21 protein-coding genes and 1 pseudogene are annotated in these 23974 nt (G+C 70.4%); 5 read left to right on the top strand and 17 right to left on the bottom strand.

The window, feature by feature from the left end:
- Positions 1 to 2 precede the first annotated feature (2 nt).
- On the bottom strand, positions 3 to 1187 hold the full coding sequence (locus QNO21_RS06990; RefSeq protein WP_257519018.1) for a cysteine desulfurase family protein: 1185 nt from the start codon (positions 1185 to 1187) through the stop codon (positions 3 to 5).
- A gap of 60 nt (positions 1188 to 1247) precedes the next feature.
- Between QNO21_RS06990 and glgX the strand changes: the two genes are divergently transcribed.
- The 3 genes from glgX to glgB all read left to right on the top strand — a co-directional run bounded on the left by glgX (position 1248) and on the right by glgB (position 7633).
- The gene (glgX, locus tag QNO21_RS06995) at positions 1248 to 3338 is read left to right on the top strand and encodes a glycogen debranching protein GlgX (protein ID WP_257519019.1); all 2091 of its coding nucleotides are present in this window, start codon (positions 1248 to 1250) and stop codon (positions 3336 to 3338) included.
- Positions 3339 to 3410: 72 nt separating this feature from the next.
- Positions 3411 to 5495 carry an alpha-1,4-glucan--maltose-1-phosphate maltosyltransferase gene (locus tag QNO21_RS07000; protein WP_257519020.1) on the top strand — a complete coding sequence of 695 codons (2085 nt, stop codon included), beginning with the start codon at positions 3411 to 3413 and terminating at the stop codon, positions 5493 to 5495.
- The gene (gene glgB / locus QNO21_RS07005; RefSeq protein ID WP_257519021.1) at positions 5492 to 7633 is read left to right on the top strand and encodes a 1,4-alpha-glucan branching protein GlgB; all 2142 of its coding nucleotides are present in this window, start codon (positions 5492 to 5494) and stop codon (positions 7631 to 7633) included. The genes QNO21_RS07000 and glgB overlap by 4 nt, the downstream gene beginning before the upstream one ends.
- A 103-nt stretch (positions 7634 to 7736) precedes the next feature.
- Here the strand turns inward: glgB and QNO21_RS07010 are convergent, their stop codons facing one another.
- Together QNO21_RS07010 and QNO21_RS07015 are read right to left on the bottom strand one after the other, a co-directional pair.
- Positions 7737 to 8684, bottom strand: a complete 948-nt coding sequence (locus QNO21_RS07010; protein ID WP_257519022.1) for a tetratricopeptide repeat protein — start codon at positions 8682 to 8684, stop codon at positions 7737 to 7739.
- The gene (locus tag QNO21_RS07015) at positions 8681 to 10513 is read right to left on the bottom strand and encodes a DUF8094 domain-containing protein (RefSeq protein ID WP_257519023.1); all 1833 of its coding nucleotides are present in this window, start codon (positions 10511 to 10513) and stop codon (positions 8681 to 8683) included. The genes QNO21_RS07010 and QNO21_RS07015 overlap by 4 nt, the downstream gene beginning before the upstream one ends.
- 160 nt (positions 10514 to 10673) lie before the next feature.
- Between QNO21_RS07015 and QNO21_RS07020 the strand changes: the two genes are divergently transcribed.
- Positions 10674 to 11747 carry an AI-2E family transporter gene (locus QNO21_RS07020; protein WP_257516555.1) on the top strand — a complete coding sequence of 358 codons (1074 nt, stop codon included), beginning with the start codon at positions 10674 to 10676 and terminating at the stop codon, positions 11745 to 11747.
- A 26-nt stretch (positions 11748 to 11773) separates the two neighbouring features.
- On the opposite strand, the gene QNO21_RS07025 is transcribed toward QNO21_RS07020, so the two are convergent.
- The 9 genes from QNO21_RS07025 to rpsB form a co-directional block, all read right to left on the bottom strand.
- On the bottom strand, positions 11774 to 12496 hold the full coding sequence (locus QNO21_RS07025) for an alpha/beta hydrolase (protein ID WP_257519024.1): 723 nt from the start codon (positions 12494 to 12496) through the stop codon (positions 11774 to 11776).
- A gap of 1 nt (position 12497) precedes the next feature.
- Positions 12498 to 12782, bottom strand: coding sequence for an Rv1322 family protein (locus QNO21_RS07030; RefSeq protein ID WP_257519025.1), 285 nt, complete (start codon positions 12780 to 12782; stop codon positions 12498 to 12500).
- 11 nt (positions 12783 to 12793) lie between these two features.
- Positions 12794 to 13501, bottom strand: a complete 708-nt coding sequence (locus tag QNO21_RS07035) for an aggregation-promoting factor C-terminal-like domain-containing protein (protein WP_257519026.1) — start codon at positions 13499 to 13501, stop codon at positions 12794 to 12796.
- A gap of 46 nt (positions 13502 to 13547) precedes the next feature.
- Complete coding sequence (locus QNO21_RS07040) at positions 13548 to 14162, bottom strand: DivIVA domain-containing protein (protein ID WP_257519027.1); 615 nt, start codon at positions 14160 to 14162, stop codon at positions 13548 to 13550.
- Positions 14159 to 15184: a phosphatidate cytidylyltransferase gene (locus QNO21_RS07045; protein WP_257519028.1), complete on the bottom strand. Its 1026-nt coding sequence runs from the start codon at positions 15182 to 15184 to the stop codon at positions 14159 to 14161. The genes QNO21_RS07040 and QNO21_RS07045 overlap by 4 nt, the downstream gene beginning before the upstream one ends.
- A gap of 7 nt (positions 15185 to 15191) precedes the next feature.
- Entirely contained in the window at positions 15192 to 15746 is a 555-nt protein-coding gene (gene frr / locus QNO21_RS07050) for a ribosome recycling factor (RefSeq protein ID WP_257517418.1), read from the bottom strand.
- Between the two features lie 64 nt (positions 15747 to 15810).
- Complete coding sequence (pyrH, locus tag QNO21_RS07055) at positions 15811 to 16530, bottom strand: UMP kinase (protein WP_374211408.1); 720 nt, start codon at positions 16528 to 16530, stop codon at positions 15811 to 15813.
- Positions 16531 to 16613: 83 nt separating this feature from the next.
- Positions 16614 to 17441 (bottom strand): translation elongation factor Ts, encoded by an 828-nt coding sequence (gene tsf, locus QNO21_RS07060; protein ID WP_257517475.1) that lies wholly within the window; start codon positions 17439 to 17441, stop codon positions 16614 to 16616.
- An 84-nt stretch (positions 17442 to 17525) separates the two neighbouring features.
- On the bottom strand, positions 17526 to 18461 hold the full coding sequence (gene rpsB / locus QNO21_RS07065; RefSeq protein WP_257519034.1) for a 30S ribosomal protein S2: 936 nt from the start codon (positions 18459 to 18461) through the stop codon (positions 17526 to 17528).
- Positions 18462 to 19016: 555 nt separating this feature from the next.
- On the opposite strand from rpsB, the pseudogene QNO21_RS07070 reads away from it, so the two are divergent.
- Positions 19017 to 19271, top strand: a pseudogene (locus QNO21_RS07070) (peptidoglycan DD-metalloendopeptidase family protein); the annotation flags it as partial.
- Between the two features lie 59 nt (positions 19272 to 19330).
- On the opposite strand, the gene QNO21_RS07075 reads toward QNO21_RS07070, so the two are convergent.
- From QNO21_RS07075 to QNO21_RS07095, 5 genes are read right to left on the bottom strand one after another with little or no spacing between them, the layout of a single operon-like run.
- Positions 19331 to 19882 carry a DUF3060 domain-containing protein gene (locus QNO21_RS07075; protein ID WP_257519035.1) on the bottom strand — a complete coding sequence of 184 codons (552 nt, stop codon included), beginning with the start codon at positions 19880 to 19882 and terminating at the stop codon, positions 19331 to 19333.
- Between the two features lie 38 nt (positions 19883 to 19920).
- Positions 19921 to 20823: a tyrosine recombinase XerC gene (locus QNO21_RS07080; RefSeq protein ID WP_257519036.1), complete on the bottom strand. Its 903-nt coding sequence runs from the start codon at positions 20821 to 20823 to the stop codon at positions 19921 to 19923.
- Positions 20824 to 20871: 48 nt separating this feature from the next.
- Positions 20872 to 22062 carry a DNA-processing protein DprA gene (gene dprA, locus QNO21_RS07085; protein WP_308211341.1) on the bottom strand — a complete coding sequence of 397 codons (1191 nt, stop codon included), beginning with the start codon at positions 22060 to 22062 and terminating at the stop codon, positions 20872 to 20874.
- Positions 22059 to 23591: a YifB family Mg chelatase-like AAA ATPase gene (locus tag QNO21_RS07090; RefSeq protein WP_257519037.1), complete on the bottom strand. Its 1533-nt coding sequence runs from the start codon at positions 23589 to 23591 to the stop codon at positions 22059 to 22061. The genes dprA and QNO21_RS07090 overlap by 4 nt, the downstream gene beginning before the upstream one ends.
- Entirely contained in the window at positions 23588 to 23950 is a 363-nt protein-coding gene (locus QNO21_RS07095) for a YraN family protein (RefSeq protein ID WP_257516017.1), read from the bottom strand. The genes QNO21_RS07090 and QNO21_RS07095 overlap by 4 nt, the downstream gene beginning before the upstream one ends.
- Positions 23951 to 23974: the final 24 nt, after the last annotated feature.

Below are 23974 nucleotides of genomic sequence, written 5' to 3' on the forward strand. Positions count from 1 at the left end.
GTCTACGAGCGGGCGCGCGCCCGGGCTCCTGCCGCCGCTGCTCGGGTATGCGCCTCGGGCAGCGCCGCCAGCAGGGCGTCGACGTCGGCGGCCGTCGTCGTGCGGCCGAGACTCACGCGCAGCACGCTGCGCGCCTCGTCGTCGGAACGCCCGAGTGCGCGCACCACGTGGGAGGGCTCGGGCACGCCGGCCTGGCAGGCGGAGCCTGTCGACACGGCGATGCCCTGTTGATCGAGCAGGAACAGCAGGGTCTCCCCCGCGACCCCCGGGAAGAGCAGGTGCGCATTCCCCGGCAGCCGGCGCAGCGGGTCGCCCAGCAGCTGAGCCTCGGGGACGACGTGGCGGATGCCGTCCACCAGGCGATCCCGGAGTGCGCCGAGGCGTGCGGCCTCGCTCTCTCGTTCCGCGACGGCGAGCTCGGCGGCCACAGCGAACGCTGCCGCACCGGCGACATCCTGCGTGCCCGAGCGCAGTCCGCGCTGCTGACCTCCGCCGTGCAGCAGAGCGGCGGGGGTCACGTGTCGCGAGACCACGAGGGCGCCGATTCCCACCGGCCCGCCGACCTTGTGGGCGGAGACACTCAGGGTCGACAGCCCCGCGGCCCCCGAGGCATCGCCCCGCCAGAGCGCGAAGTCGACGTCCAGATGCCCGAACGCGCCGACGGCATCCAGGTGCAGCGGTACGCCCGCCGTTGCTGAGGCGGCGGCGAGCGCGACGACGTCGTTGACGGTGCCCACTTCGTTGTTGGCGACGAGCGCCGTGGCGAGCGCGGCGCCGGGGAGAGCAGCGGCGAACGCATCGGTGTCGATCGCGCCCGTCGGGTGCAGGGGCACGGCCCGCACCTCCGCGCCCTGGTGCGCGTTCAGCCAGGCGACCGTGTCGAGGGTCGCGTGGTGCTCCCCGTCGGGAAGCACGACGGCCTGCGCGCCTGCTGCCCGCGCCCACCACAGCCCCTTGATCGCCAGGTTGACCGACTCGGTGCCACCCGAGGTGAACACGACCTCGATGGGGTCGGCGTGAAGCGCAGCGGCGATGCGCTCCCTGGCATCCTCGAGAACGCGTCGCGCCGCTTGGCCCCCGCCGTGGATCGATGAGGGGTTGCCGACGGTCGCACTCGCGGCCACCCACGCATCGCGTGCCTCGGGCCGCAGCGGCGTGGTGGCGGCATGGTCGAGATAGACGCTCACCCGTCCACTCTCGCCCAGGGGCGTACACAGCGCCAGTCGGCGACGGTTAGTCTGGGCGCCATGGACACCCCGAGTCCGACCCCCCTGATCGACCCCGTCACCGCGGCGCTGCGCAACCCGCAGCTCGACGACCTGGGCGTGACCCTCGACGACGACGGCGGCACGCTGCGCGTCTGGTCCGCCCGTGCGACGTCGATGGAGCTGGTGCTGTTCGACCCTGAGGACCCCGATTGGGCCACCGACGCCGTCGCCCTCGAGCGGGGACCGGGTGACGTGTGGCAGGGGTCGTCGCCGGCGCTGAAAGCGGGTACGCGCTATGCGGTGCGGGCAGATGGGCCGAGCGGCGCCGGAGACATGTTCAATTTCCAGACCCTGCTGGTTGAGCCGTACGCACGGGGACTGATCTCGCGGGGTGTGGGCGAGTGGCGCTGCGTCGCCGTCGACGGCGCCTTCGACTGGGAGGGCGTGACCAAGCCCGCCGTGCCGCTGGACCGCACCGTGATCTACGAAGCCCACGTGAAGGGCATCAGCAAGCGGCATCCGGATGTGCCGCCAGCGCTCCACGGCACGTACGCCGGGCTCGCGCACCCCGCCATGATCGAGCATTTCCGCAGTCTCGGCGTCACCAGCATCGAACTGCTCCCGGTGCACGCCTTCGCGTCGGAGCCGCGGCTGCTGAACCTCGGCCTGACCAACTACTGGGGCTACAACAGCGTCGGCTACTTCGCTCCGCACGACGCGTACGCCACCGAGGCGTCGCGGCGAGAGGGCCCGGACGCGGTGCTGCGGGAATTCAAGACCATGGTGAAGGACCTTCACGCCGCCGGCCTCGAAGTGATCCTCGACGTGGTCTACAACCACACCGCCGAGGCAGACATCGGCGGGCCGCGCACGAGCCTGCGAGGGCTGGACAACCGCGGCTATTACCGCCAGCACGACGACGGCTCCTACATCGACGTGACGGGATGCGGAAACTCGGTCAACACGGCGACGGATGCCGCGGCGCGCCTGGTGCTGGATTCGCTGCGCTACTGGGCGAACGACGTGCAGATCGACGGATTCCGCTTCGACCTGGCCGTGACCCTGGGCAGGGACGGCAACCACGAGTTCACGCCCGACCACGCCCTGCTGCGCGCGATCGTCGATGACCCCGCGCTGGTCGGTGTGAAGAAGATCGCCGAGCCCTGGGACGTGGGGATGGGCGGGTGGCAGACCGGCAACTTCGGCCAGGGCTGGCAGGAGTGGAACGACCGCTACCGCGACCGGGTGCGCAACTTCTGGCTGAGCGACATCGATTACATCCGGCGCGCCTCGACCGCCCCCGTCGGCGTTGGTGGCTTCGCCACGCGCCTGGCGGGCTCGTCCAACACCTTCAGCGGCGAACGCGGGCCGTTGGCGAGCGTGAACTTCGTCACGGCGCACGACGGGTTCACCCTGCGCGACCTGGTGTCCTACGACGTCAAGCACAACCTCGGCAACGGCGAGCAGAACCGCGACGGCGCCGACACCAACCGCTCCTTCAACCACGGTGCGGAGGGCCGCACCGATGACCCCGGCATCCTCGCGACCCGCCGCAAGGCCATGCGCAATCTGCTCGGCACCCTGCTGCTGTCTGCCGGCGTTCCCATGCTCACCGCCGGCGACGAGTTCGCGCGCACCCAGCGCGGCAACAACAACGCCTACTGCCACGACTCCTCCCTGACCTGGCTGTCGTGGGATCACGAGCCCTGGCAGCGCGACCAGTTCGCCCACGTGCAGAGGCTCATCCGGCTGCGGCAGGAGAACCCGGCGCTGCGCCCCACCCGCTTCGCCTCCGAAGAGCGAGAGGTCCCCGGCGCGTCGCGGATGCACTGGTACGACGAGCACGGCAACACCATGTCGGGTGAACGGTGGACCGATCCCTCCCACCGCACCCTGCAGTACGTCGCGGCCTCGACGCGGGAGCACGAGGCGCCCAACCGCATCCTGCTGATCGTGCACGGCTACGAACGCGACGTCGAGGTCACCCTCCCCCGCCTCGACGACGCCGAGCGCTTCGTCAGCCTCTGGTCCAGCGCCGACGAGACTCCGGACACGACCGCGACGGTCCACGCTCCCGGGGAGACCATCGCGATACCCGGCACATCGATGCGGCTGTTCCGCGTGGAGTGACGCGCAACTGTCATGCCGCTCAGCGATGCGCAAGTCCTGCGCCCCGATCGTCGGGAACGGTAGGTTCGAGAGGTGGCCACAACGAAGAAAACACCCCCGTCGCGCCCCTGGCGGAGCACCGCCGAACTGCCGCTCCGCCCCGCTGTGCCGTGGCAGTCGGCATCCGACACCGTCGCGGGCCGCATTCCCCTCGCCCTTCCCCGGCCAAGCGTTCCCGACCCCGGTTTCCGGCCCACCGCCTTCGTCGGCGAGGCGGTGCCGTTCCGCGTCACCGCGTTCCGTGAGGGCCACGACCTCATCGGCGTGCACCTTCGGCTGTTCGCTCCGAACGGCGAGGAGTCGCTGCACCGCCTGTCGCCGCTGAACGACGGATTCGACCGGTGGAGCGTGCTGGTCTCCCCCACCGCGCAGGGGGTCTGGCGGTTCCGGTTCGAGGCCTTCGGCGATGACTTCGCCACCTGGGAGCACGCAGCCGATCTGAAGATCGCGGCCGGCGTGGATGCCGAGCTCATGCGGGAATCCGGGGCGCTGCTGTTCCAGCGTGCTGCCGTGGAGAGGTCGCGTCCCGCCGCGGAACGGCGCCGGCTCGAAGCCGCCGCCGCGCGGCTGCGTGACGCGTCACTCTCCGACAGCGCTGCGCTCGAGATCGTCCGGGACCCCGAGATCGCGGCACTGTTCGCCGCGCGCCCGCTGCAGTCCCTCCTCACCGTCGGCCCGACCCATGAGCTGCTGGTGGAGCGCGAGCGCGCCGGCGTCGGCGCCTGGTACGAGTTCTTCCCCCGTTCCGAAGGTGCCGTGAGACGCACCGACGGCACGGTGCAGAGCGGGACGTTCCGCACCGCCGCCGAGCGGCTTCCGGCAGTGGCGGCGATGGGCTTCGATGTGCTCTACCTCCCGCCCATCCACCCGATCGGCGAAACCAACCGCAAGGGCCGCAACAACACGCTCGACCCCCAGCCCGGCGACCCCGGCTCGCCCTGGGCCATCGGCTCCGCGGCGGGCGGACACGACGCGGTGCACCCCGATCTCGGCACGATCGAGGACTTCCGCGCCTTCGTGAAGGCCGCCGCCGGTCACGGCCTCGAGGTCGCCATCGACCTGGCACTGCAGGCCGCGCCCGACCACCCGTGGGTCACCGAGCACCCGGAGTGGTTCACCACCCTGCCCGACGGATCCATCGCCTACGCCGAGAACCCGCCGAAGAAGTACCAGGACATCTACCCGGTGAACTTCGACAACGATCCCGAGGGCATCCGTGCCGAGGTGCTGCGGATCGTCCGGCACTGGATCGCGCAGGGCGTGAAGATCTTCCGCGTCGACAACCCGCACACCAAGCCGCTGCAGTTCTGGGAGTGGCTCATCGCCACCGTCAACGACGAGGACCCCGACGTGGTGTTCCTCGCCGAGGCGTTCACCCGCCCGGCGCCGATGCAGCGTCTGGCGATCGCGGGCTTCCAGCAGAGCTACTCGTACTTCACCTGGCGCAACACCAAGGCCGAGCTCGAGGAGTTCCTGGGATCGGTCAGTGACGAGACCGCCGACTTCATGCGGCCGAACCTCTTCGTCAACACGCCCGACATCCTGACCGAGTACCTGCAGTACGGAGGCCGTCCCGCCTACCGGGTGCGTGCGGCGATCGCGGCGACCGCCGGGGCCTCGTACGGCGTCTACGCCGGATACGAGCTCTACGAGAACGTCGCGCGCCCGGGCTCCGAAGAGAACATCGACAACGAGAAGTACGAGTACAAGCTGCGCGACTGGGCGGCCGCCGAGGCGAGCGGTGACTCGCTGGCGCCGTTCCTCACGCGGCTCAACGAGATCCGTCGCGCGCATCCGGCGCTGCGGCAGCTGCGCAACCTCCGCATCCACCGCAGCGACGACGACGCCATCCTCGTCTACTCCAAGCACCTGCCGGCCGCGCTGTCACCCGACGGCGTCGCCGACACGATCATCGTGGTCGCCAACGTAGACCCGCACTCGGCCCGCCAGACGATGGTGCACCTCGACACCGCCCAGTGGGGCGTCAATCCGGGCGAGGCGTTCGACGTCGTCGACCTGGTCAGCGGGGCCGAATGGACCTGGACCGACCACAACTTCGTGCGGCTGGATGCCTTCCACGAGCCAGCCCACATCCTGCACGTGAAGGAGCGCCGATGACCCCGCCCGATGACCGGATACTCGATACGGTCGCAACCGGCTCGTACCACGCGCCCCACGAGGTGCTCGGCATCCACCCCGCCGGTGATGGACGCTGGGTGATCCGCGCACGCCGCCCCCTCGCGGCGACGGTGACCGCGGAACTCGCCGACGGACGCAAGGTCGCACTTCACCACCTGCGCGCCGGCATCTGGGAGGGCGAGTTCGCCGCGTCGGACGCTCCGGCATACGTCCTCGCTTCGACCTACGACGACGGCACCGGCTACATCGCAGAGGACCCGTACCGCTTTCTCCCGACGATCGGCGAACTCGATCTGCACCTGATCGGCGAGGGTCGGCACGAGCAGCTCTGGCTCGCGCTCGGCGCGCACGTGCGCCGTTCGCAGGGCGTAGAGGGCGTGGGATTCACCGTGTGGGCGCCCAACGCCCAGGCGGTGCGGGTGGTCGGCGACTTCAACGGATGGGACGGACAGGGGCACGCGATGCGGTCGCTCGGCGGCAGCGGCGTGTGGGAGCTGTTCATCCCCGACATCGGCGTCGGCACCGTCTACAAGTTCGAGATCCTCACCCGTGGCGGGCAGTGGATCCTCAAGGCCGACCCGATGGCTCGCCTGGCCGAGATTCCGCCCGGCACGGCATCCGTCGTCACCGACACCGCGTACCGATGGGAGGACGGCGACTGGGTTGCTGCGCGGGAGCGCAGCTCGCCCCACGCGCAGCCCATGTCGACGTACGAGGTGCACCTCGGGTCGTGGCGTCCAGGGCTGTCGTACCGCGATGCCGCCGACCAGCTCATCGAATACGTCACCGCGCAGGGCTTCACGCACGTGGAGTTCATGCCGCTCGCCGAGCACCCGTTCGGCGGGTCGTGGGGCTACCAGGTCAGCGGGTACTACGCGCCGACCAGCCGGTTCGGCGACCCCGATGACCTGCGCTTCCTGATCGACCGCCTTCACCAGGCCGGCATCGGCGTGATCATGGACTGGGTGCCGGGACACTTCCCGAAGGACGCCTTCGCGCTCGCCCGATTCGATGGCGACACCCTGTACGAGCACGGCGATCCGCGCCGGGGCGAGCACCGCGACTGGGGCACGCTCATCTTCGATTACGGGCGCCGTGAGGTGCGCAACTTCCTGGTGGCAAACGCCCTGTACTGGTTCGAGGAGTTCCACGTCGACGGGCTGCGCGTGGATGCCGTGGCATCCATGCTGTACCTCGACTACTCCCGCGAACCGGGCGAATGGGTCCCCAACATCCACGGCGGCCGCGAGAACCTCGAGGCGATCGGCTTCCTGCAGGAGGTCAACGCCACGGCGTACAAGCGCTTCCCCGGCATCGCGATGATCGCCGAGGAGTCCACCAGCTTCCCCGGAGTCACCGCGCCGACCAGCGAGGGCGGGCTGGGGTTCGGGTTCAAGTGGAACATGGGCTGGATGAACGACTCGCTCCAGTACATCAAGCGGGATCCGATGTACCGCGCGCACCACGAGGGCGAGCTGTCGTTCTCCTTCGTCTACGCCTTCAGCGAGAACTTCATCCTGCCGATCAGCCACGACGAGGTCGTGCACGGCAAGGGCACGCTCTTCAGCCGCATGCCCGGCGATCACTGGCAGAAGCTTGCGAACATGCGTGCCTTCCTGGCGTACATGTGGGGGCACCCCGGCAAGCAGCTGCTGTTCATGGGTCAGGAGTTCGGGCAGATCGCGGAGTGGTCCGAGGGGCGCAGCCTCGACTGGTGGCTGCTGGACCAGCCGGCACACCAGCAGCTGCATTCCTATGTCGCGACGCTCAACCGGCTGTACCGGGAGCACCCCGCCCTCTGGCAGCGCGACCACGATGGCGCCGCGTTCTCGCGGGTGGGCGGCCCCGTGTGGAACCCGAACGTCCTCGCCTTCGCGCGCCGCGACGATGACGGCGGTGTGGTCACGGTCGTCTGCAACTTCTCCGGTGTGCCGGTCCACGGGTTCGAGCTCGATCTGCCCGCTGCCGGCACGTGGCGCGAGGTGCTCAACACCGACGCCGCGGAGTACGGCGGGTCGGGGGTCGGCAACATGGGCTCGGTCCACGCCGGCGAGGGCGGCCGCGCGACGATGGTGCTCCCCCCGCTCGGGGTGCTCTGGCTCCGCCACGAGGGCTGACCCACGCTTGCGGCTTTCGGGCCGCGTGGCTTGCCCGCCACGCGGCCCCGACGCCTGCGCGATGTCGCGTGATTCGGTGCAGTGACCGCGCGACCCGCGCGGGTCAGAACATGAGGTTGGCCAGTGCGCGACGGGCGTGCAGCACGCGGGGGTCGGCGTCGCCGACGAGCCCGAACAGCTCCAGCAGACGCTCGCGCACCGGAGCACGCTCGTCCGTCGGAAGTTCCGCGAACAGCTGCAGCAGGCGCGTGAAGGCGTCCTCGACATGGCCGCCCGCGACATCCAGGTCGGCGACGGCGAACTGCGCCTGCACGTCATGCGGCGCGGCGGCCGCGGCGGCGCGGGTCGCCTGCAGGTCCAGCCCCTGCACGCGCTCGAGCAGTCGCACCTGTCCGAGGCCCGAGCGGGCCTCTTCATCGCGGGGGTTCTCGGCGAGAGCCTGCTCGTATGCGGCGGCTGCCCGCGCGTAGTCGCCGGACTCGATGGCGTCGAAGGCCTCGGCGTGCAGCGGCGGCAACGCAGGCTCGGACACCTCGGTGGCGGCAGCGCCCGGCTCCCCCGCATCAACGGTGCCGGTCACGCCGTTCTGCGCGGCGAGCTGCAGCAGCTGGCCGAACACCTCGCGCACCTGCGCCTCGGGAACGGCGCCGGTGAACAGCGGCACCGGCTGGCCTGCGACGAGCGCGACGACCATCGGGATGGACTGGGCACGGAAGCCCTGCGCGAGCTGCGGGTTGGCGTCGACGTCGACCTTCGCGAGCACGACGCGGCCGGCGAGCTCGGTGACCACCTTCTCGAGCACGGGGCTCAGCTGCTTGCACGGCCCGCACCACTCGGCCCAGAGGTCCACGACGACGGGAACCGTGCGCGACAGCTCGAGGATCTCGCCGAAGGTGGCGTCGGTCACGTCCACGATGAGGCTCGGAACGGATGCCGAAGGGCCGGCACCTGCAGCACCGTCACCGGAGGCCGCGGCGGGCGGCTGCGGGCGGCTGCGCAGCGAGGAGAGGTCTACGGCGCCGCGCAGAACGGAGCTGGTGGGGTCGGTCACGGAATCACCTTCGCGTCGAGGATGTGGGAGCTGTACCCGAGCAGCTGGATCCGCTCGGTGGAGGACTTCGCAGGCACGTAGAAGAAGAGCTGGTCCCCGAAGGTCGTCGTGAACCCGGAGGCCGACTGCGTGGCCCCGGTGAGCGTCGACACCGTGGGGTTGCCGTCGAGCTTGATGACGGCATCCTCGGTGGTCGGCTTCACCGTCTCGTTCTCGTTCACGGTGACTGCGACGATGGCGCCGTTCTCGAGGGTGGACAGCGCGACGGGCGGCTGGGATCCCGCCACCGACTCGAACGTGAGACTGCCGGTCTGTGCACCCGTTTCATTGAACGCGGCGAGACGGGCGGCGCGGTCGGTCGTCACGCCCACGCGGAACTGGTCAGCGGCGTCGTCGAAGAGCTCGGCGTACTGACTCTGGTCACCGTTGTTGAGTACGTCGGCGTAGGCCGTGGCCAGATCCTCCGGCGCGATGGCGAGGAACGCGTTGTCGGGTGAGACCTGCGTGGCGCCCACGTACGCCGGCGCGAGCGGGAGCTCGGTCGTGGCATCCAGGCCGCCCAGGTACGACAGCTTGTACTCCGACCACGGGTCCTCCTGCGACAGGAACATGATCGTGTTGCCGGACTCCTCATCGCCGACCACCGCCATGAACGTGCGGGGCCACCCCTCGTACGCCTGCGGCAGCAGGATCGGCAGCGGACCCGCTGGCACCGGCGGCAGCGCCTTCTGCTCGGGGATCGCCCCGCGCAGGGTGTAATTCGTGCGGCGCTCCGCGAGAGCGGGTCCCGTCAGCCGCGTGGCTGCGACGTCGGCGTCGAGTGACTCGTCGGCAGCGGCCACCTGCTCGGCGACGCGCTGAAGGATGCGCTCGGCTTGGGGTTCGGTGACCACCGGCGGCTGCTGGCTCTCCGGTGCGATCACTGTCGCGCTCGGCGTCGGTGTCGGTGAGGCTTCGAACTGCGGCCAGGATTCCGAAGAGCAGCCGGCGAAGAGCAGGCCACTCATGGCCACGGCCGGAATCGCGATGAATCCGCGACGCTTGCCGGTAAGGGAACGGCGCCTCGGAGAGGAGCTGACGACCCCCTTCGCCTCCTCCTCGACGGAGAGGTCGATCGGCTGCGTGTGCGGCATCGGAATGCCCTTGCGGCGCGGGCCGCGCGAGCGTCGGACATGGCGGATGCCGAGGATGTAGAGAACGATTCCGATGGCCAAGACGATGATCCCACCCGCGATGAGGGGGCCTGCCCACGGAGTCGCATTCGCGATCGGCCAGGTGATCGTCAGGCGCGACGGCGCGGGGGCGCTGCCGTCGGCGGCGATCAGCACGCTCATGTCCTCGGGGAGCTGCAGCGTCTGGATGAGCAGGTCCTCATCGGTGAATTCGTCGAGCCAGAGGTCGGACCCTGCCGGGGACATCGGAGCGACGGTCGTCGCCGCAGCATCGGTGGATGCGGTGCCCGCTGCTGCGTCGGCGGCTTCTGGGGAATCACCGGTCGCGGGCTCCGCCGCCGGAGAGACGACCTCGGATGCCACGACGCCGTCGTCCAGCGCGACGTGGGCGTACTCCCAGGGCGACAGCCAGGCCTCGAGGTCCGCAGTGCGGCCGTACGCGGCGAAGATCGCGCCCTCCCCCTGTGCGCGCAGTGTCTGAGAACCGGGCTGGCTGCGCAGCACGCCGCCGTCGACGAGCACGTAGGGAACGTCCTCGGCAACCTCGATCGTCTCGCTCTGCGAAGTGGGACCCTGGAACACGGTGCGCTGCGCGAGGCCGGCGCCGATCATCAGGGCGGCCAGCACGAATGCCACCACTGCCCATACGAATCGCACGAAGAACACCTCTCTGAGCCCGCCTCACCGCGCGTGCGGGCACACAATCGACGTTTCAGCCTAGCGATAACGACCTGAATGTCGCCCGGGAGGGCGCGCCGACGTGGTGAAGGGCTGCGCCTGCGTATCCTGGCGGAACCGAGAAAGCAGGAGGCTGCACGTGAAGATCCAGTACCCGTTCCGCACGGCGTTGATCGCAACGCTCGGTGTCGGGGTCGGCCTCCTGATCATCTCCGGGGTGTCCACCCTGCAGACGGTGCTGCTCTACGTCGGGACGGCCCTGTTCCTGTCGCTGGGCCTGGACCCGATCATCTCGTGGCTGGAGCGGCGCCGGTTCCCCCGCTGGTCGGCCGTGCTCACGACCATCCTCGCTGTGCTCGCCGCCTTCGCCGGCATCGTGCTGATGGTGGTGCCGATCATCGTCGGGCAGATCTCACAGCTGGTAGCCCAGATTCAGAAGCTCTTCCGTTCCGGAGCCCTCGACGACCCGGTGACCGGGATCAAGGACTGGATGCACGGGGTCTTCCCGGCCCTGGACGTCGACGTCGTGTTCGGCTATCTCGAGGACTGGTACGCGACGCTCGACGTCGGCGAGATCGGGACGTCCGTCGGTGAGAGCCTGCTGGCTCTCGGCGGGGCGCTCATCGCGGGCTTCACCGGTGCATTCATCGTGCTGATCCTGACCATCTACTTCACGGCATCGACGCCGTCCCTCAAAGCCGCGGTCTATCAGCTCGTTCCGGCATCCAAGCGTGAGCGCTTCATCGACCTGTCGGAGCAGATCACGAAGTCGGTGGGCTACTACGTCATCGGCCAGGGCAGTCTCGGTGTCATCAACGGCGTGCTGAGCGCGATCTTCCTGTCCATCATCGGCGCCCCCTTCCCGGCGGTGCTCGCCGTCGTCGCGTTCTTCTTCTCGCTGATCCCCCTGGTGGGCACGCTGACGGGATCCGCCATCATCGTGCTGACGTGCCTCATCCCCGGGCTGGGCTCTCCCAGCACCGCGCTCGTGGCGTTGATCTACTACGTCATCTACATGCAGCTCGAGGCCTACCTGCTGTCGCCGCGCATCATGAACCGTGCCGTGTCGATTCCCGGTGCCGTGGTGGTGATCGCGGCGCTGGCCGGTGGCTCACTGCTCGGCCTGCTGGGCGCGCTCATCGCCATCCCCGTCGCCGCGAGCATCCTGATCATCTACCGCCAGGTGATCATTCCCCGGCAGAACGAGCGCTGACACCGCACGGCGCGGCGTCAGCGGCCTCAGTCGGCCGAATCGGGCCACTCGGTGGGCAGCGGCACGGCCGCGGGGTTGACCACTCCCACGATCTCGTTCAGCACCCGTCGCGTCTGCGTCTCGCCCACCCACAGGTGCCGGCCGCCCTCCACCGGCACGAGGACGGCCTGCGGGATCGACGCGAAGCGCTCCGCGGCCTCGGCGGGGCGGAGATAGTCGTCGAACTCGGGGACGATCACGACCACCGGGCGACCATCCTCGGCCCAGGCGGCCACCTCGTCGGCGGTGGTGCGGTGAAGCGGTGGGGACAGCAGGATGAGGCCCTCGAAGTCGTCGTGGTCACGACCGTGCTTCAGCGCGAGTTCCGTCCCGAACGACCATCCGACCAGCCACGGCCGGGGAAGGCTTCGCTCCCGCACGAAAGCCATGGCAGCGGCGACATCGAGGGCTTCAGCCCTGCCGCCGTCGAACTCGCCTTCGCTGGTACCCCGCGGCGACGTGGTGCCGCGGGTGTTGAAGCGCAGCACAGCGAGGTCGGCGAGGGCCGGCAGCCGGCCGGCGGCCTTGCGCAGGATGTGGGAGTCCATGAAACCGCCGGCGGTGGGCAGCGGATGCAGCGTCACCAGCGTCGCGACCGGGTCGTGGCCGAGAGGCGTCGCGAGCTCACCGACGAGGGTGAGTCCGTCGGCGGTGTGCAGTTCGATGTCTTCACGGCGCGCGGGAAGCTGCACCGGACCTCGGATTTCCATGTCAGCCGATCCTCCAGCATGCGGTGTGCCAGTGACGCCGGTCGGCCAGCGCCGCGGCATCCCCTCGCACGTCGTCGGCGCGCCACGTCACGAGGTGCGCCACTCCCGGCTCGACTGCGCGTGCGCACCCCGGGCAGATGTACGTCTTCTGCGCCTTCGACGCTGCGACCGGCTGCACGGTCCACTCGCCCCCGCGGCGCACCTCCGTGCGAGCGAGCCCGGCGATGAGCCGGTCGAGCGAGTCGTTACGCGCGGGGGCGGGACGACGCCGACGAGAACGGGCCATGGGCGAAGCGGTCACCACCAGTGGTTGCTGTTCCAGAAGTCGTACGCCGCGGCCCAGCTGCCGTAGCGGCCGACTGCGTAGCCGTTGCCCCACCTCAGGTTGTCCACGGGGTCGTAGCCGTTGCCCGGCACCTTGCTGCACGGGTACGCCTGCACCAGTCCGCACGCACCCGAGGACCGGTTCGTCGCGTTGGGGTTCCATCCGCTCTCGCGGCCGACGATGTGGTCGACGTATCCCCAGTCGCTCTGCGGGATTCCCGCAGCCGCCATCCACTCGGCGGCGCTGCCGCCTCCGGTGTAGAAAAGCGGCGCCGCACGTGATGACGACGATGCCGACGAGCCCGTCGCTGCGGGCGGTTCGGGCGTCGGCGTCGGCTTGGGGGTGACGTAGACGCTGTAGCCGCTGCGCTCGAAGGTGACCGGCTCGGGTGTCGCCTCGCCCCGTCCCCCGGCGAAGGCCTGGGCGTCGCCGATCGACTCGGCGTACAGCGACACCGTTTCGCCGTCCTTGGCGACCGCCTGGGACAGGGCCCCGCCCATCGGGCCGACGTAGGCACCGACGAATCCGGCGACGGCCAGGCAGGCGAACACGCTCAGCACACCGCGGCGGCGGGACCATCGCGCCGACTGGGCGGCCCGCGCCGCCCGGCGGGTGCCTCCTGAGGCCAGGACGGCGGTCCGCCCGGGATCCGAAGGGGTCATCGCGTCGCCGGAAGTCACAGTGTCGTGAGTCTATCGGGTCGGTCCATGCGCGGCATCCGGAGCGTCAGCCGATCGCGAGCATGACTTCGACCACGGCGTCCAGCACCGCGTCGACCTGAGCCTCGCGGTAGCCGCCGCGCTGCATGCGGAACGCGACCGTGCGCACCTGCTCCACAGTCAGCGGCTCCCCCGATTCGAGGTACGACGCCAGCTTGTCGGCGACGATGTCGACCTCATCGATGCGGTAGCCGTAACGAAGCGGTCCCACGCGGGCGAACCGGTGCCCGGGCGGGCGGGACAGCCGGTCGAGGATCTCCTGGCCCAGGTCGCGCGAGCGCCCCACCCATGCTCGCGCGCCGGCGCGCGAGAGCGCCCGCTCACGTTCCCGCGCAGCGAAGGCGTCTTCGATGCGTCCCAGGGCCGCGTCGACGGCAGCGATGACGTAGCCGTGACGAACGAGCGGGAAACCCGCCCGGCGCACATCGCCGCTGGTGAGCGCCGCGTCGGCGGCATCCGCCTCGAAGGCCTTGCGCGCCTGTTCGAGGAACGCATCGACGGCGGCCTTGTCGTAGCCCTTTTCGCGTCCGCGGGTCTCGGGGAAGGGCGGGGCCGCCTGAGGCTCCGCGGGGTCGGTGGCGGTGTCGCTGGCGGCGTCTGTGCCGGCGTCGGAGAGCGTCATGCCACCACCAGGGGGAAGAACGCGAAGTACAGACCGAGCGCGGGCACCGTGGACGGCAGGATCGAATCCAGCCGGTCGAGCACGCCGCCGTGGCCGGGAAGCCACGAGCTCATGTCCTTGATGCCGAGGTCGCGTTTGATCATGGACTCGCCGAGGTCGCCGAGCGTCGCGGTGGCGAGGATCGCCAGCCCGAGGATGAGACCAGCCCACCACGGCACCTGAAGCAGGAAGATGCCGAACAGCACGCCGGATGCCACCGCGGCCAGCACAGCGCCGCCGAAGCCCTCCCAGGTCTTCTTGGGGCTGATGCGAGGCGCCATCGGGTGCTTTCCGAACATGAGGCCGAACGCGTAGGCGCCCGTGTCGGCAGCGACGGCGGTGCCGATCATGGCCAGCACCCACCACTCCCCCTGCTCCTGGCGCAGCAGGATCAGCAGCAGGCTCCCGAGGAAGCCGACATAGAGCTGGATGAAGCCGGCGATCAGCGTGTCTGAAAGCACGTCACCGTAGGTGCGAGCGTCGTCCGAGGCCATCTGTGCGACCAGGCGCCACACGATGACGAACGCGACCGCGGCGAAGGCGACCGCCCAGTGCGTCCAATAGTCCAGGAAGTACCCCGACAGCACGAGCGCGAGCGCGGCCACGACCTGCGGCACGAGGTCGACACGACGCCCGGCCAGTTGCAGCGCGCGCCCGAACTCCCACACCCCGAGCACGGCCACCGGCACCGCGAAGATGAGGAAGATCTCCTTGAAGAACATCAGCGATCCGATGACCACGACTCCCAAGGCGAGACCGATCAGGGTCGCCACGATGAGGTCGCGGCCGGTGCGCTCCTTGATCTTCTCGTTGGCGACGTCGAAGTCCGCGCGTGCCCGCTCGACCTGCTGCTCGAACTCCGAACGTGCCGCGCGCAGATGCGTCGTGAACTCCGCGGCAGGGTCCGCGGAAGGCCGGCGGGCCTCCGAGCGCCGCAGGGGTGCTTCGGGCGGGCCCTCCGGGTCGTCGGACGGGTCGGTCATCGTGGCCTCAGACTTCGAGCAGCTCGGTCTCTTTGCGCTTCAGCGCCTCGTCGATGGCGTCGACGTGGGCGCGGGTGAGGGCGTCGAGTTCCTTCTCGGCGCGAGCGAGGTCATCTTCGCCCACGTCGCTCTTGAGGGCGTCGAGGTCGTCCTTCGCCTTGCGGCGCAGGCCCCGGATGTGCACCTTGTGGTCCTCGGCCTTGTTGCGCACGAGCTTGACGTACTCCTTGCGCCGCTCCTGCGTCAGCTCGGGCATGGTGACACGCACGATGGTGCCGTCGTTCGACGGATTCGCGCCGAGGTTCGGCGTGTCGCGGATGGCCTGTTCGATGGCCTTCAGCGCCGACTTGTCGTAAGGGGTCACGACGAGAGTGCGCGCCTCGGTGTTGTTGAGCGAGGCCAGCTGGGCGAGCGGGGTGGGGGTGCCGTAGTAGTCCACGAGGATCTTCTGAAACAGCTGCGGGTTGGCGCGCCCGGTGCGGACGGTGGCGAAGTCATCCTTCGCAGCCTCCACGGCGCGGTCCATGCGTGTTCCGGCATCGGCCAGCACATCGGCGATCACGGTCACTCCATTCGTCGGTACAAGTCGTTCAAGTCTAGTTGAGGCCGGTGGGCCCCCACGGGCGCTACGCCGTGACCAGGGTGCCGATCTGCTCACCCAGCAGCGCGCGCGTGACGTTGCCGGCAGGCTCCATGCCGAAGACCCGCATGTCGATGCGGTTGTCCATGCACAGGCTGAACGCCGTGGAGTCGACGACCTTGAGACCCTGCTGAAGGGCGTCGTTGTACGTCACGCGCTCGAGCCTGGTGGCCGTGGCATCCACGCGCGGGTCGGCGGTGTAGACGCCGTCCACGCCGTTCTTGGCCATGAGCACCTCGTTCGCGCCGATCTCCAGCGCGCGCTGGGCGGCGACGGTGTCGGTCGAGAAGTACGGCAGACCGGCGCCCGCGCCGAAGATCACGACGCGACCCTTCTCCATGTGACGCTCCGCGCGCCGCGGGATGTACGGCTCGGCGACCTGGGTCATCGAGATGGCCGACTGCACCCGTGTGGCTGCCCCCGCCTGCTCGAGGAAGTCCTGCAGGGCCAGCGCGTTCATGACCGTGCCGAGCATGCCCATGTAGTCGGCACGCCCCCGGTCCATGCCGCGCAGGCTGAGCTCTGCCCCGCGGAAGAAATTGCCCCCGCCCACCACGATGGCGACCTCTACGCGGTCGACCGCCGCGGCGATCTCGCGTGCGATCTGGCTGACGATGTCGGGATTGACGCCGAGCTGGCCACCCCCGAACGCTTCGCCGGACAGCTTCAGCAGGACGCGCCGGCGTCCGGTGGCCTCATCGATCACGTGTGATCCTCTCATCTGGGTACAACTTAGCGTCGGGCATGGGAAAGGCCCGCACCGGCAGCGATGCGGGCCTTTCGCGGTGCTTACGCGCCGACCTTGAAGCGGGCGAAGTCCGTGACCGTGATGCCGGCGTCCTTGGCGACCTGGGCGACGGACAGCTTGTTGTCCTTCGCGTAGTCCTGGTCGAGCAGGGCGACCTGCTTGAAGAACGCGTTGACGCGACCCTCGACGATCTTCGGAAGGGCAGCTTCGGGCTTGCCCTCGTTGCGGGAGATCTCGGTGACGATCTCACGCTCCTTCTCGACCTCGGCGGTCGGGACGTCCTCACGCGAGAGGTAGGTGGGGTTCGCGAACGAGATGTGCTGCGCAATGCTGCGCGCGGTCTCGGCGTCATCACCCGAGTAGGCGACCACGACGCCGATCTGCGGCGGCAGGTCCTTGCTGGTCTTGTGCAGGTAGATCTCGAAGTTGTCGCCGGTGAGCGTGCGCACGCGGCGCAGCTCCACCTTCTCGCCGATGATGGCGGCCTCGTCGTCGATGAGCTGTGCGACGGTCTGACCGTTCGCGTCAGCGGCCAGAGCGGCCTCGACGGAGTCCGCGGCGACAGCGGCGGCGGCGTCGGCCACCTTGTCGGCCAGCGCGATGAACCGGTCGTTCTTGGCGACGAAGTCGGTCTCGGTGTTCAGCTCGATCAGGGTGACCTTGCCGTCCTGCTCACGCGCGACGACGAGTCCCTCGCTGGTGGAGCGGTCCGCACGCTTCGCGTTGCCCTTCGCGCCCTTGAGGCGGAGGATCTCGACAGCCTTCTCGAGGTCGCCGTCAGCTTCCTCCAGCGCCTTCTTGGTGTCGACCATGCCTGTGCCGAGCTGCTCGCGCAGCGCCTTGATGTCGGCGATGGTGAAGTTTGCCATGGGTACTGGCTCCTAGGTTCGTGGGATGACTGCGGGGATGCCGGGGTGGGCGCACTGCGCCCACCCCGGCCTGATCCGTGCTGTTTACTCGGCGTTGGCGGCTTCGGCGGCTTCGGCGCCCTCGGCGTCCGCAGCGGACTCCGTGGCGGCTTCGCCCTCGATGGCCTGCTCGTCAGCGACGATCTCGCTGACCTCGGCCTGCGCCTCCGCCTCATCCGCGACCTTCTCGGTCGCAGCGGAGGACTGCTCGGGCGCGCTCTGCTCGAGCAGCTCGCGCTCCCACTCGGCCAGGGGCTCGGCGGGGGCCTCGGCCTCGCCGGCGGCGGGCTGGTGACGCTGGATGAGGCCCTCGGCCGCAGCGTCGGCGATCACGCGGGTAAGCAGGCCCACGGCGCGGATCGCGTCGTCGTTGCCGGGAATCGGGTACTGGAACTCGTCCGGGTCGGCGTTGGTGTCAAGGATGCCGATGACGGGGATGCCGAGCTTCTTGGCCTCGTCGATGGCGAGGTGCTCGCGCTTGGCGTCGACGACCCAGATGGCCGACGGGGTCTTCTGCAGGTTGCGGATACCACCGAGCGACTTGTGCAGCTTGTCGAGCTCGCGCTTCTTGAGCAGCAGCTCCTTCTTGGTGAAGCCGCTGTTGGCCGGGGTCTCGTAGTCGAGCTCCTCGAGCTCCTTCATGCGGGCCAGACGCTTGGAGATGGTGGTGAAGTTGGTCAGCAGACCACCGAGCCAGCGCTGGTTGACGTAGGGCTGGCCCACGCGGGTCGCCTGCTCGGCGATGATCTCCTGAGCCTGCTTCTTGGTGCCGACGAAGAGGATGGTGCCGCCGTGGGCGACGGTCTCCTTGACGAACTCGTACGCCTTGTCGATGTACCCGAGCGACTGCTGCAGGTCGATGATGTGGATGCCGCTGCGCTCGGTGAGGATGAAGCGCTTGACTTTCGGGTTCCACCGGCGGGTCTGGTGTCCGAAGTGGACGCCGCTGTCGAGCAGCTGGCGAATGGTGACGACGGCCATGGCCGTTCTCCTGTTCTCGGCGCGATGCGCCGTTGTTTCGGTTGTCCACGCCTGGTCGAATGACCGGCGAGCCTGGTGCCCGGCGCACACCCGCAACCCGCGGATGCGGGATGACCTGGGGTGTGGATGCCGCGTCGCAGTCGCCGGAGCGAACGCTGTGCTGTGGGCACGCGGAGTCACCCCGCCGAGGCGAGGTGCAGTGTCATCTTATCAGCCGCCGACTCCTCCCCCTCTCACCGATGTGGGAAGTTCTCCGCATCCGGCCTCGTTCGGGCCGCGGCGGCGGGCCGGGCTGCGGAGCATGGGGAGATGATCCGCCGTCACCACGTCACGTCCGCCGCGCTCCTGGTCGCCGTCGCGCTGATCTCCCTTGCCCCCGGGGCGGCCACGGCGGCCGGGAGCGGCATCGGGTCGGGCGCGCGGGCTGCTGGGACGGGCGAGGCCGGCGAGGCTGGCGCTATCACCGGCGTGCCCTGGACGTGGCCGCAGCCCGGCGCGCGGGTCGAGACGCCGTTCGCAGCGCCGGCGCACCGGTATGGCCCCGGCCACCGCGGCATGGACCTCGCCGGCGGGGGCACCGCGGCTGTGGTCGCCCCCGCGGACGGCGTCATCGCGTTCTCGGGGACCGTCGCGGGGCGCCCGCTGTTGACGATCGACCACGGCAACGGCCTTGTGACGACTTTCGAGCCCGTGAGCCCGCAGGTCGACGCCGGCAGGCCGGTCGCGCGCGGCGAGCAGGTGGGAACACTGTCCACCGGCGGACACACCCGTTCCGGCGCATTGCACGTGGGCGTCCGCCGCGACGGCGAGTACATCAACCCGATGGTGCTGTTCGGCTCCCTACCGCGAGCGGTGCTGCTGCCGTGCTGTCAGCGGTCGATGGCGATGACGTTGCGGTCTCCGGAGTCGGTGACCTCGCCGAGCGCGCCGGCATCCACTTCGTTGTCGTTGCCGTTCACCGTGACGGCTCCCACTTCGCCGCGCACGTCGACCTCGTTGCGGTCGCCGGCGAGTTCCAGCGACCCCACCGACGTCGCTTCGAAGTCGTTGTCCTGACCGGCCACACGCACACTCGTCACGTCGCCCGCCTCGACGTCATGGCGGTCGCCCTCCACGACCAGCTCGGTCACCACTGCCGCGGTGAGGTCGATCTCGACCTCAGAGCCACTGACCGTCACCTGCGGGCAATCGCCCGTCAGCCGCAGGTCCCGTCCGGCCGACACCGTGACCGCCAGCCCGTCGCAGTCGCCGTCGGGCGCTGGGGTGGCGGCGTCTGCCGATGCACTGGGGGCGGGTGCGACGCTGGATGGCCGCACCGTCACCGCCGGCTGAGCGCCGTCGGTGTCGATGGGACTGCAGGCGGCGAGGGAGAGCGCGACCGCGGCGGCGGCGATGGCCAGGGAGAGAGCGCGACGAGACATTCCTCCACGGTAGGCGGCCGTCTGAGGGACCACCACCCTCACGCCCGGGGGTGGGCCAGGCGGTACGCTGCCGCCAGTCGCTCCCCGGAAACATGGGTGTAGATCTGCGTGGTGCCGAGGCTCGCGTGGCCGAGCATCTCCTGCACGGCGCGCAGGTCGGCGCCGCCGTCGAGAAGGTGCGTCGCGGCAGAGTGTCGCAGCGCGTGGGGCCCCACCGTCTCGGCGCCCACGAGCGGGGCGACCTCTCGCGCGACGAGATCGTAGACGGCTCGCGGTCCGATGCGAGCGCCGCGCAGCCCCAGGAACACCGCCGAGGTGGCCGCGTCGGCGCGGGCGGCCAGCGCCGGGCGCCCGCGCACCAAATAGGCATCCAGTGCGCGGGCTGCCGGTGCACCGAACGGGACGACTCGCTCTTTGGATCCCTTGCCGAGCACGCGGACCGTGGCCGACGCCGGGTCGAGGTCACCGAGATCCACGCCGCACAGTTCCGACACCCGTAGGCCGGCGCCGTAGAGAAGCTCCAGCATGGCGGCATCCCGAAGGTCGCGCGGGTCGCCCTCCGCGGCACGGCCCCGTAGGTCGTCCAGTACCGCGCCGAGGGCTTCGGCCGAAGCGACGCGCGGAAGCGTACGGCCCCGCTTGGGTGCGACCAGACGCAGGCTGGGGTCGACGGCGACGTGACCGTACTCGGTGGCCCACGAGAAGAACCCCCGCGCGGCGGCGGTGCGGCGGGCGAGTGTGGTGCGCGCATCGCCGCGCTTGGTGGCCTGCCACAGCCACGAGCGCAGCGCCTCGAGGTCGACGTCGCCGAGCGGGCCGTCGCCGACAGCCGCGGTCATGTCGGCGAGATCCGACCGGTAGGCGCGCACGGTTGAGGGCGACAGCCGGCGTACATCGACGAGGTGGCGTACGTACCGCTCGATCGCCTCGGACACCTGCATGAGACAAGGATGCCGCGTCCGGCTCTTCCTCCCCCGCCGACGCACCGGTCAGCGTCGCGCCGCGATCAGCCGCCACCCGCCCGGCCCGTGCTGTGCCCGCCCCTCCAGGAGCAGTAGGCCGAGGCCGCGCTCGACGTCGGCGATGCTCTGACCGCACCGGCGGGCGACGTCGTCCGGCGTGCGCCAGACGCGCGCGCTCAGTGCGTCGCGCAGCGCCGTCATCTCGTCGACCCAGTCCTCCGCCCCGGGGAGCACCTCCTGGGTGGCGCCGAGCAGTTCACGGACATCGGCCGCGCTCGTGATGCACCGCGCGTCGTAATCACGCAGCAGCCGGTGACATCCCGCCGACGACGGACTCGTCACGGGGCCCGGGACCGCCCCGAGCCCGCGACCGAGGGATGCGGCGTGGCCCGCCGTGTTGAGGGAGCCGCTGCGCCAGCCCGCCTCGACGACCACCGTCGCGTCCGCCATCGCCGCGATGAGGCGGTTGCGGGCGAGGAACCGCCACTTGGTGGGCGCGGCGCCACACGCCACCTCGCTGAGGACGGCGCCGGTCCGCGCCACGCGGCCCAGCAGATCCTCGTGCCCCGACGGGTAGGAACGGTCCACGCCGCCGGCCAGCAGCGCGTCCGTGGCTCCTCCCGCCGCCAACGCCGCCCGATGGGCAGCCCCGTCGATGCCATAGGCGGCTCCCGAGATGATGCGGATGCCGTCGGCGGCGAGGTCGGCAGCCAGTTCCATCGCCACGTGCTCGCCATACGACGTCGCCGCGCGGGCGCCGACGATGGCGACGGCCGCACCCACCCGCGCCGGAAGCGCCCCGCGCACCCACAGGCACAGCGGTGCGTGAGGGCCCAGATCATCGACGCGCGTCGGCCAGACGGCGTCGCCCGGCACCACGAGACGCACGCCGGCGCGGCGGGCGGTGTCGAACGCCGCTGCCACCGCACCCGGCTGCAGGCGTGGTCGCCACCGGTCCAGAGCCTCGCGGGCACGTTCGGCCTTTGCGCCTGCGGCGACGGCGACGGCGCGCACATCGTCGACGATGACGAGCCGCAAGGCCTCGGCCGCGCCCACGGCAGCCAAGAGCACCCCTGCATCACCGTCGCCCGGCTCGCAGAGCGCCGACCACACGCCTCGCGCCCGCCGATCCAGCACGGCGTCGTCGTCGAGATCAGCCGAGATGAGACCGCAGAGCGCTTCGCGCGCAGCCTCGGGGTCGTCCTGGAGTGGGTTCACAGTGGGGTGGTTCCCTTCTTGAGGTAGAGCGCACGGCCGATGTCATCGAGTTCGAGGCGCTCGCGCCCCGCAAGGTCGGCGTGGCTCCAGGCGACGCGCAGCACACGGTCATAGCCGCGCAAGGTCAGCGCACCCCGTTGGAGCGCCGCATCCAGCGGTCGTCGCACCGCCGGCGGTGGTGCGACCGGTCCCTGTCGAAGCCAGGTGCCGGAGACCTCCGCGTTGGTGCGCCATGGGGTCTCCCGCAGCCGCCGGGCCGCGCGGCCACGCGCCTCGGCGACGCGATCGCGGGCCTGTGCCGTGGTGATGGCCCGTTCGGCGGCGAACTGCGCGTGGGCGACCGAGACCCGCGTCACGGCCAACTCGATGTCGATCCGGTCGCGGATCGGCCCGGAGAGCCGCCCCAGGTAGCGACGGATTCCCGCGGGCGGGCAGACGCAGTCGCCGCCGGGCACGCCGTAGGCCCCGCAGGGGCAGGGATTGGTTGCGAGCACCAGCTGGAATCGTGCGGGGAACGTCGCGCTCGCGCCGGCGCGCTCGATCTGGATCGATCCGTGCTCCAACGGCTCCCGCAGGGCGTCCAGCGCACCCGAGGCGAACTCGCCCGCCTCGTCGAGGAAGAGCACACCCCCGCTTGCGCGCGCGATCGCGCCGGGACGGATCGTGCGACTGCCACCCCCGACGAGGGCGGCGACGCTCGACGTGTGGTGGGGCGCCTCGAACGGCGGCGTGCGTTCCAGCCGCGCCACGCGCGCACCGCCGAGGGAGCGCACCGACGCGGCCTGAAGCGCGGCCGCATCGTCGAGATCGGGGAGGATGCCGGGCAGGCGCCGGGCCAGCATGGTCTTGCCGGCGCCGGGTGGTCCACTCATGAGCACGTGGTGTCCCCCGGAGGCGGCGACCACGACCGCATCCACGGCGTCGCGCTGCCCGATCACCTCGGCGAGCTCGAGCCTGGGCGCCGCGGGCTCCGGTGGCGTCTCGACGCTCACCGGCGGGAGTGGGCGATCGTCAACGGCCAGGCCGTGCCAGCGCAGCACATCGAGCAGGCTCACCGCGCCCAGCACCTCCACACCTTCGACGAGCTCCGCCTCGGCGCGGTTGGCATGCGGCACGACGACGCGGGTGATCCCCGCCCGCGCGGCGGCGATGACGGCCGGCAGCACTCCCGGCACCGGTCGCAGACGTCCGTCGAGGCCCAGCTCCCCCACATGCACCGTGCGCCGCAGCGAGGCGTGGTCGAGGCTGCGCTCGGTCGCCAGCGCGGCCACGGCGATCGCGACGTCGAAGCCCGCCCCGTGCTTCGGCAGACTCGCCGGCGACAGGTTGACGGTGATCCGTCTGCGCGGCAGCAGCACGCCGGAGTTCTCACACGCGTTGTGCACCCGCTGGTGGGCCTCTCCCAGTGCCTTGTCCGGCAGCCCGATGATCTTGAAGTCCGGCGTCTGCCGCGACAGGTCCGCCTCCACCTCGACCAGAGCGCCGTCGAGCCCCGTCAGTGCGACCGCCCACGTCCTCGCGACACTCATCTCAGGTCCTGCACGTGCTCGAGCGGTGCGGTCGCCGGGTCATCGCCCGTGATGGCGATGACGTCGAGCCGCAGGCGGCGTCCCTGCACGAGATCGGGGTGTGCGGCCAGCCAGGCGAAGGCGAGCTGCCACAGCCGGCGGCGCTTGCGCTCGTCGACCGCCTCAAGGGGGTGGCCGAACGCATCGGAGCGCCGCGTCTTGACCTCCACGACCACGAGCGAGTCAGCGCACGTTGCGACGATGTCCACCTCGCCCTGCGCGCACCGCCAGTTGCGGTCGAGCACCCGCCACCCGGCCTGCTCCAGATACCGAGCAGCACGTTGCTCACCCGCTCTGCCGCGCTCGTCCTTGGCTGCCATGCAGCGATCGTCGCGCGTTGCCCG

The sequence above is a fragment of the Microbacterium sp. zg-Y818 genome (genome assembly GCF_030246905.1).
In the GTDB taxonomy this organism is placed as follows: domain Bacteria; phylum Actinomycetota; class Actinomycetes; order Actinomycetales; family Microbacteriaceae; genus Microbacterium.

Coding starts and splice junctions, on each gene's coding strand:
- glgX (WP_257519019.1), top strand. CDS start 1,248: ATGGACACCCCGAGTCCGACCCCCCTGATCGACCCCGTCACCGCGGCG.
- glgB (WP_257519021.1), top strand. CDS start 5,492: ATGACCCCGCCCGATGACCGGATACTCGATACGGTCGCAACCGGCTCG.
- QNO21_RS07025 (WP_257519024.1), bottom strand. CDS start 12,496: ATGGAAATCCGAGGTCCGGTGCAGCTTCCCGCGCGCCGTGAAGACATC.
- QNO21_RS07030 (WP_257519025.1), bottom strand. CDS start 12,782: ATGGCCCGTTCTCGTCGGCGTCGTCCCGCCCCCGCGCGTAACGACTCG.
- QNO21_RS07040 (WP_257519027.1), bottom strand. CDS start 14,162: ATGACGCTCTCCGACGCCGGCACAGACGCCGCCAGCGACACCGCCACC.
- QNO21_RS07045 (WP_257519028.1), bottom strand. CDS start 15,184: ATGACCGACCCGTCCGACGACCCGGAGGGCCCGCCCGAAGCACCCCTG.
- tsf (WP_257517475.1), bottom strand. CDS start 17,441: ATGGCAAACTTCACCATCGCCGACATCAAGGCGCTGCGCGAGCAGCTC.
- rpsB (WP_257519034.1), bottom strand. CDS start 18,461: ATGGCCGTCGTCACCATTCGCCAGCTGCTCGACAGCGGCGTCCACTTC.
- QNO21_RS07075 (WP_257519035.1), bottom strand. CDS start 19,882: ATGTCTCGTCGCGCTCTCTCCCTGGCCATCGCCGCCGCCGCGGTCGCG.
- QNO21_RS07080 (WP_257519036.1), bottom strand. CDS start 20,823: ATGCAGGTGTCCGAGGCGATCGAGCGGTACGTACGCCACCTCGTCGAT.
- QNO21_RS07090 (WP_257519037.1), bottom strand. CDS start 23,591: ATGAGTGTCGCGAGGACGTGGGCGGTCGCACTGACGGGGCTCGACGGC.
- QNO21_RS07095 (WP_257516017.1), bottom strand. CDS start 23,950: ATGGCAGCCAAGGACGAGCGCGGCAGAGCGGGTGAGCAACGTGCTGCT.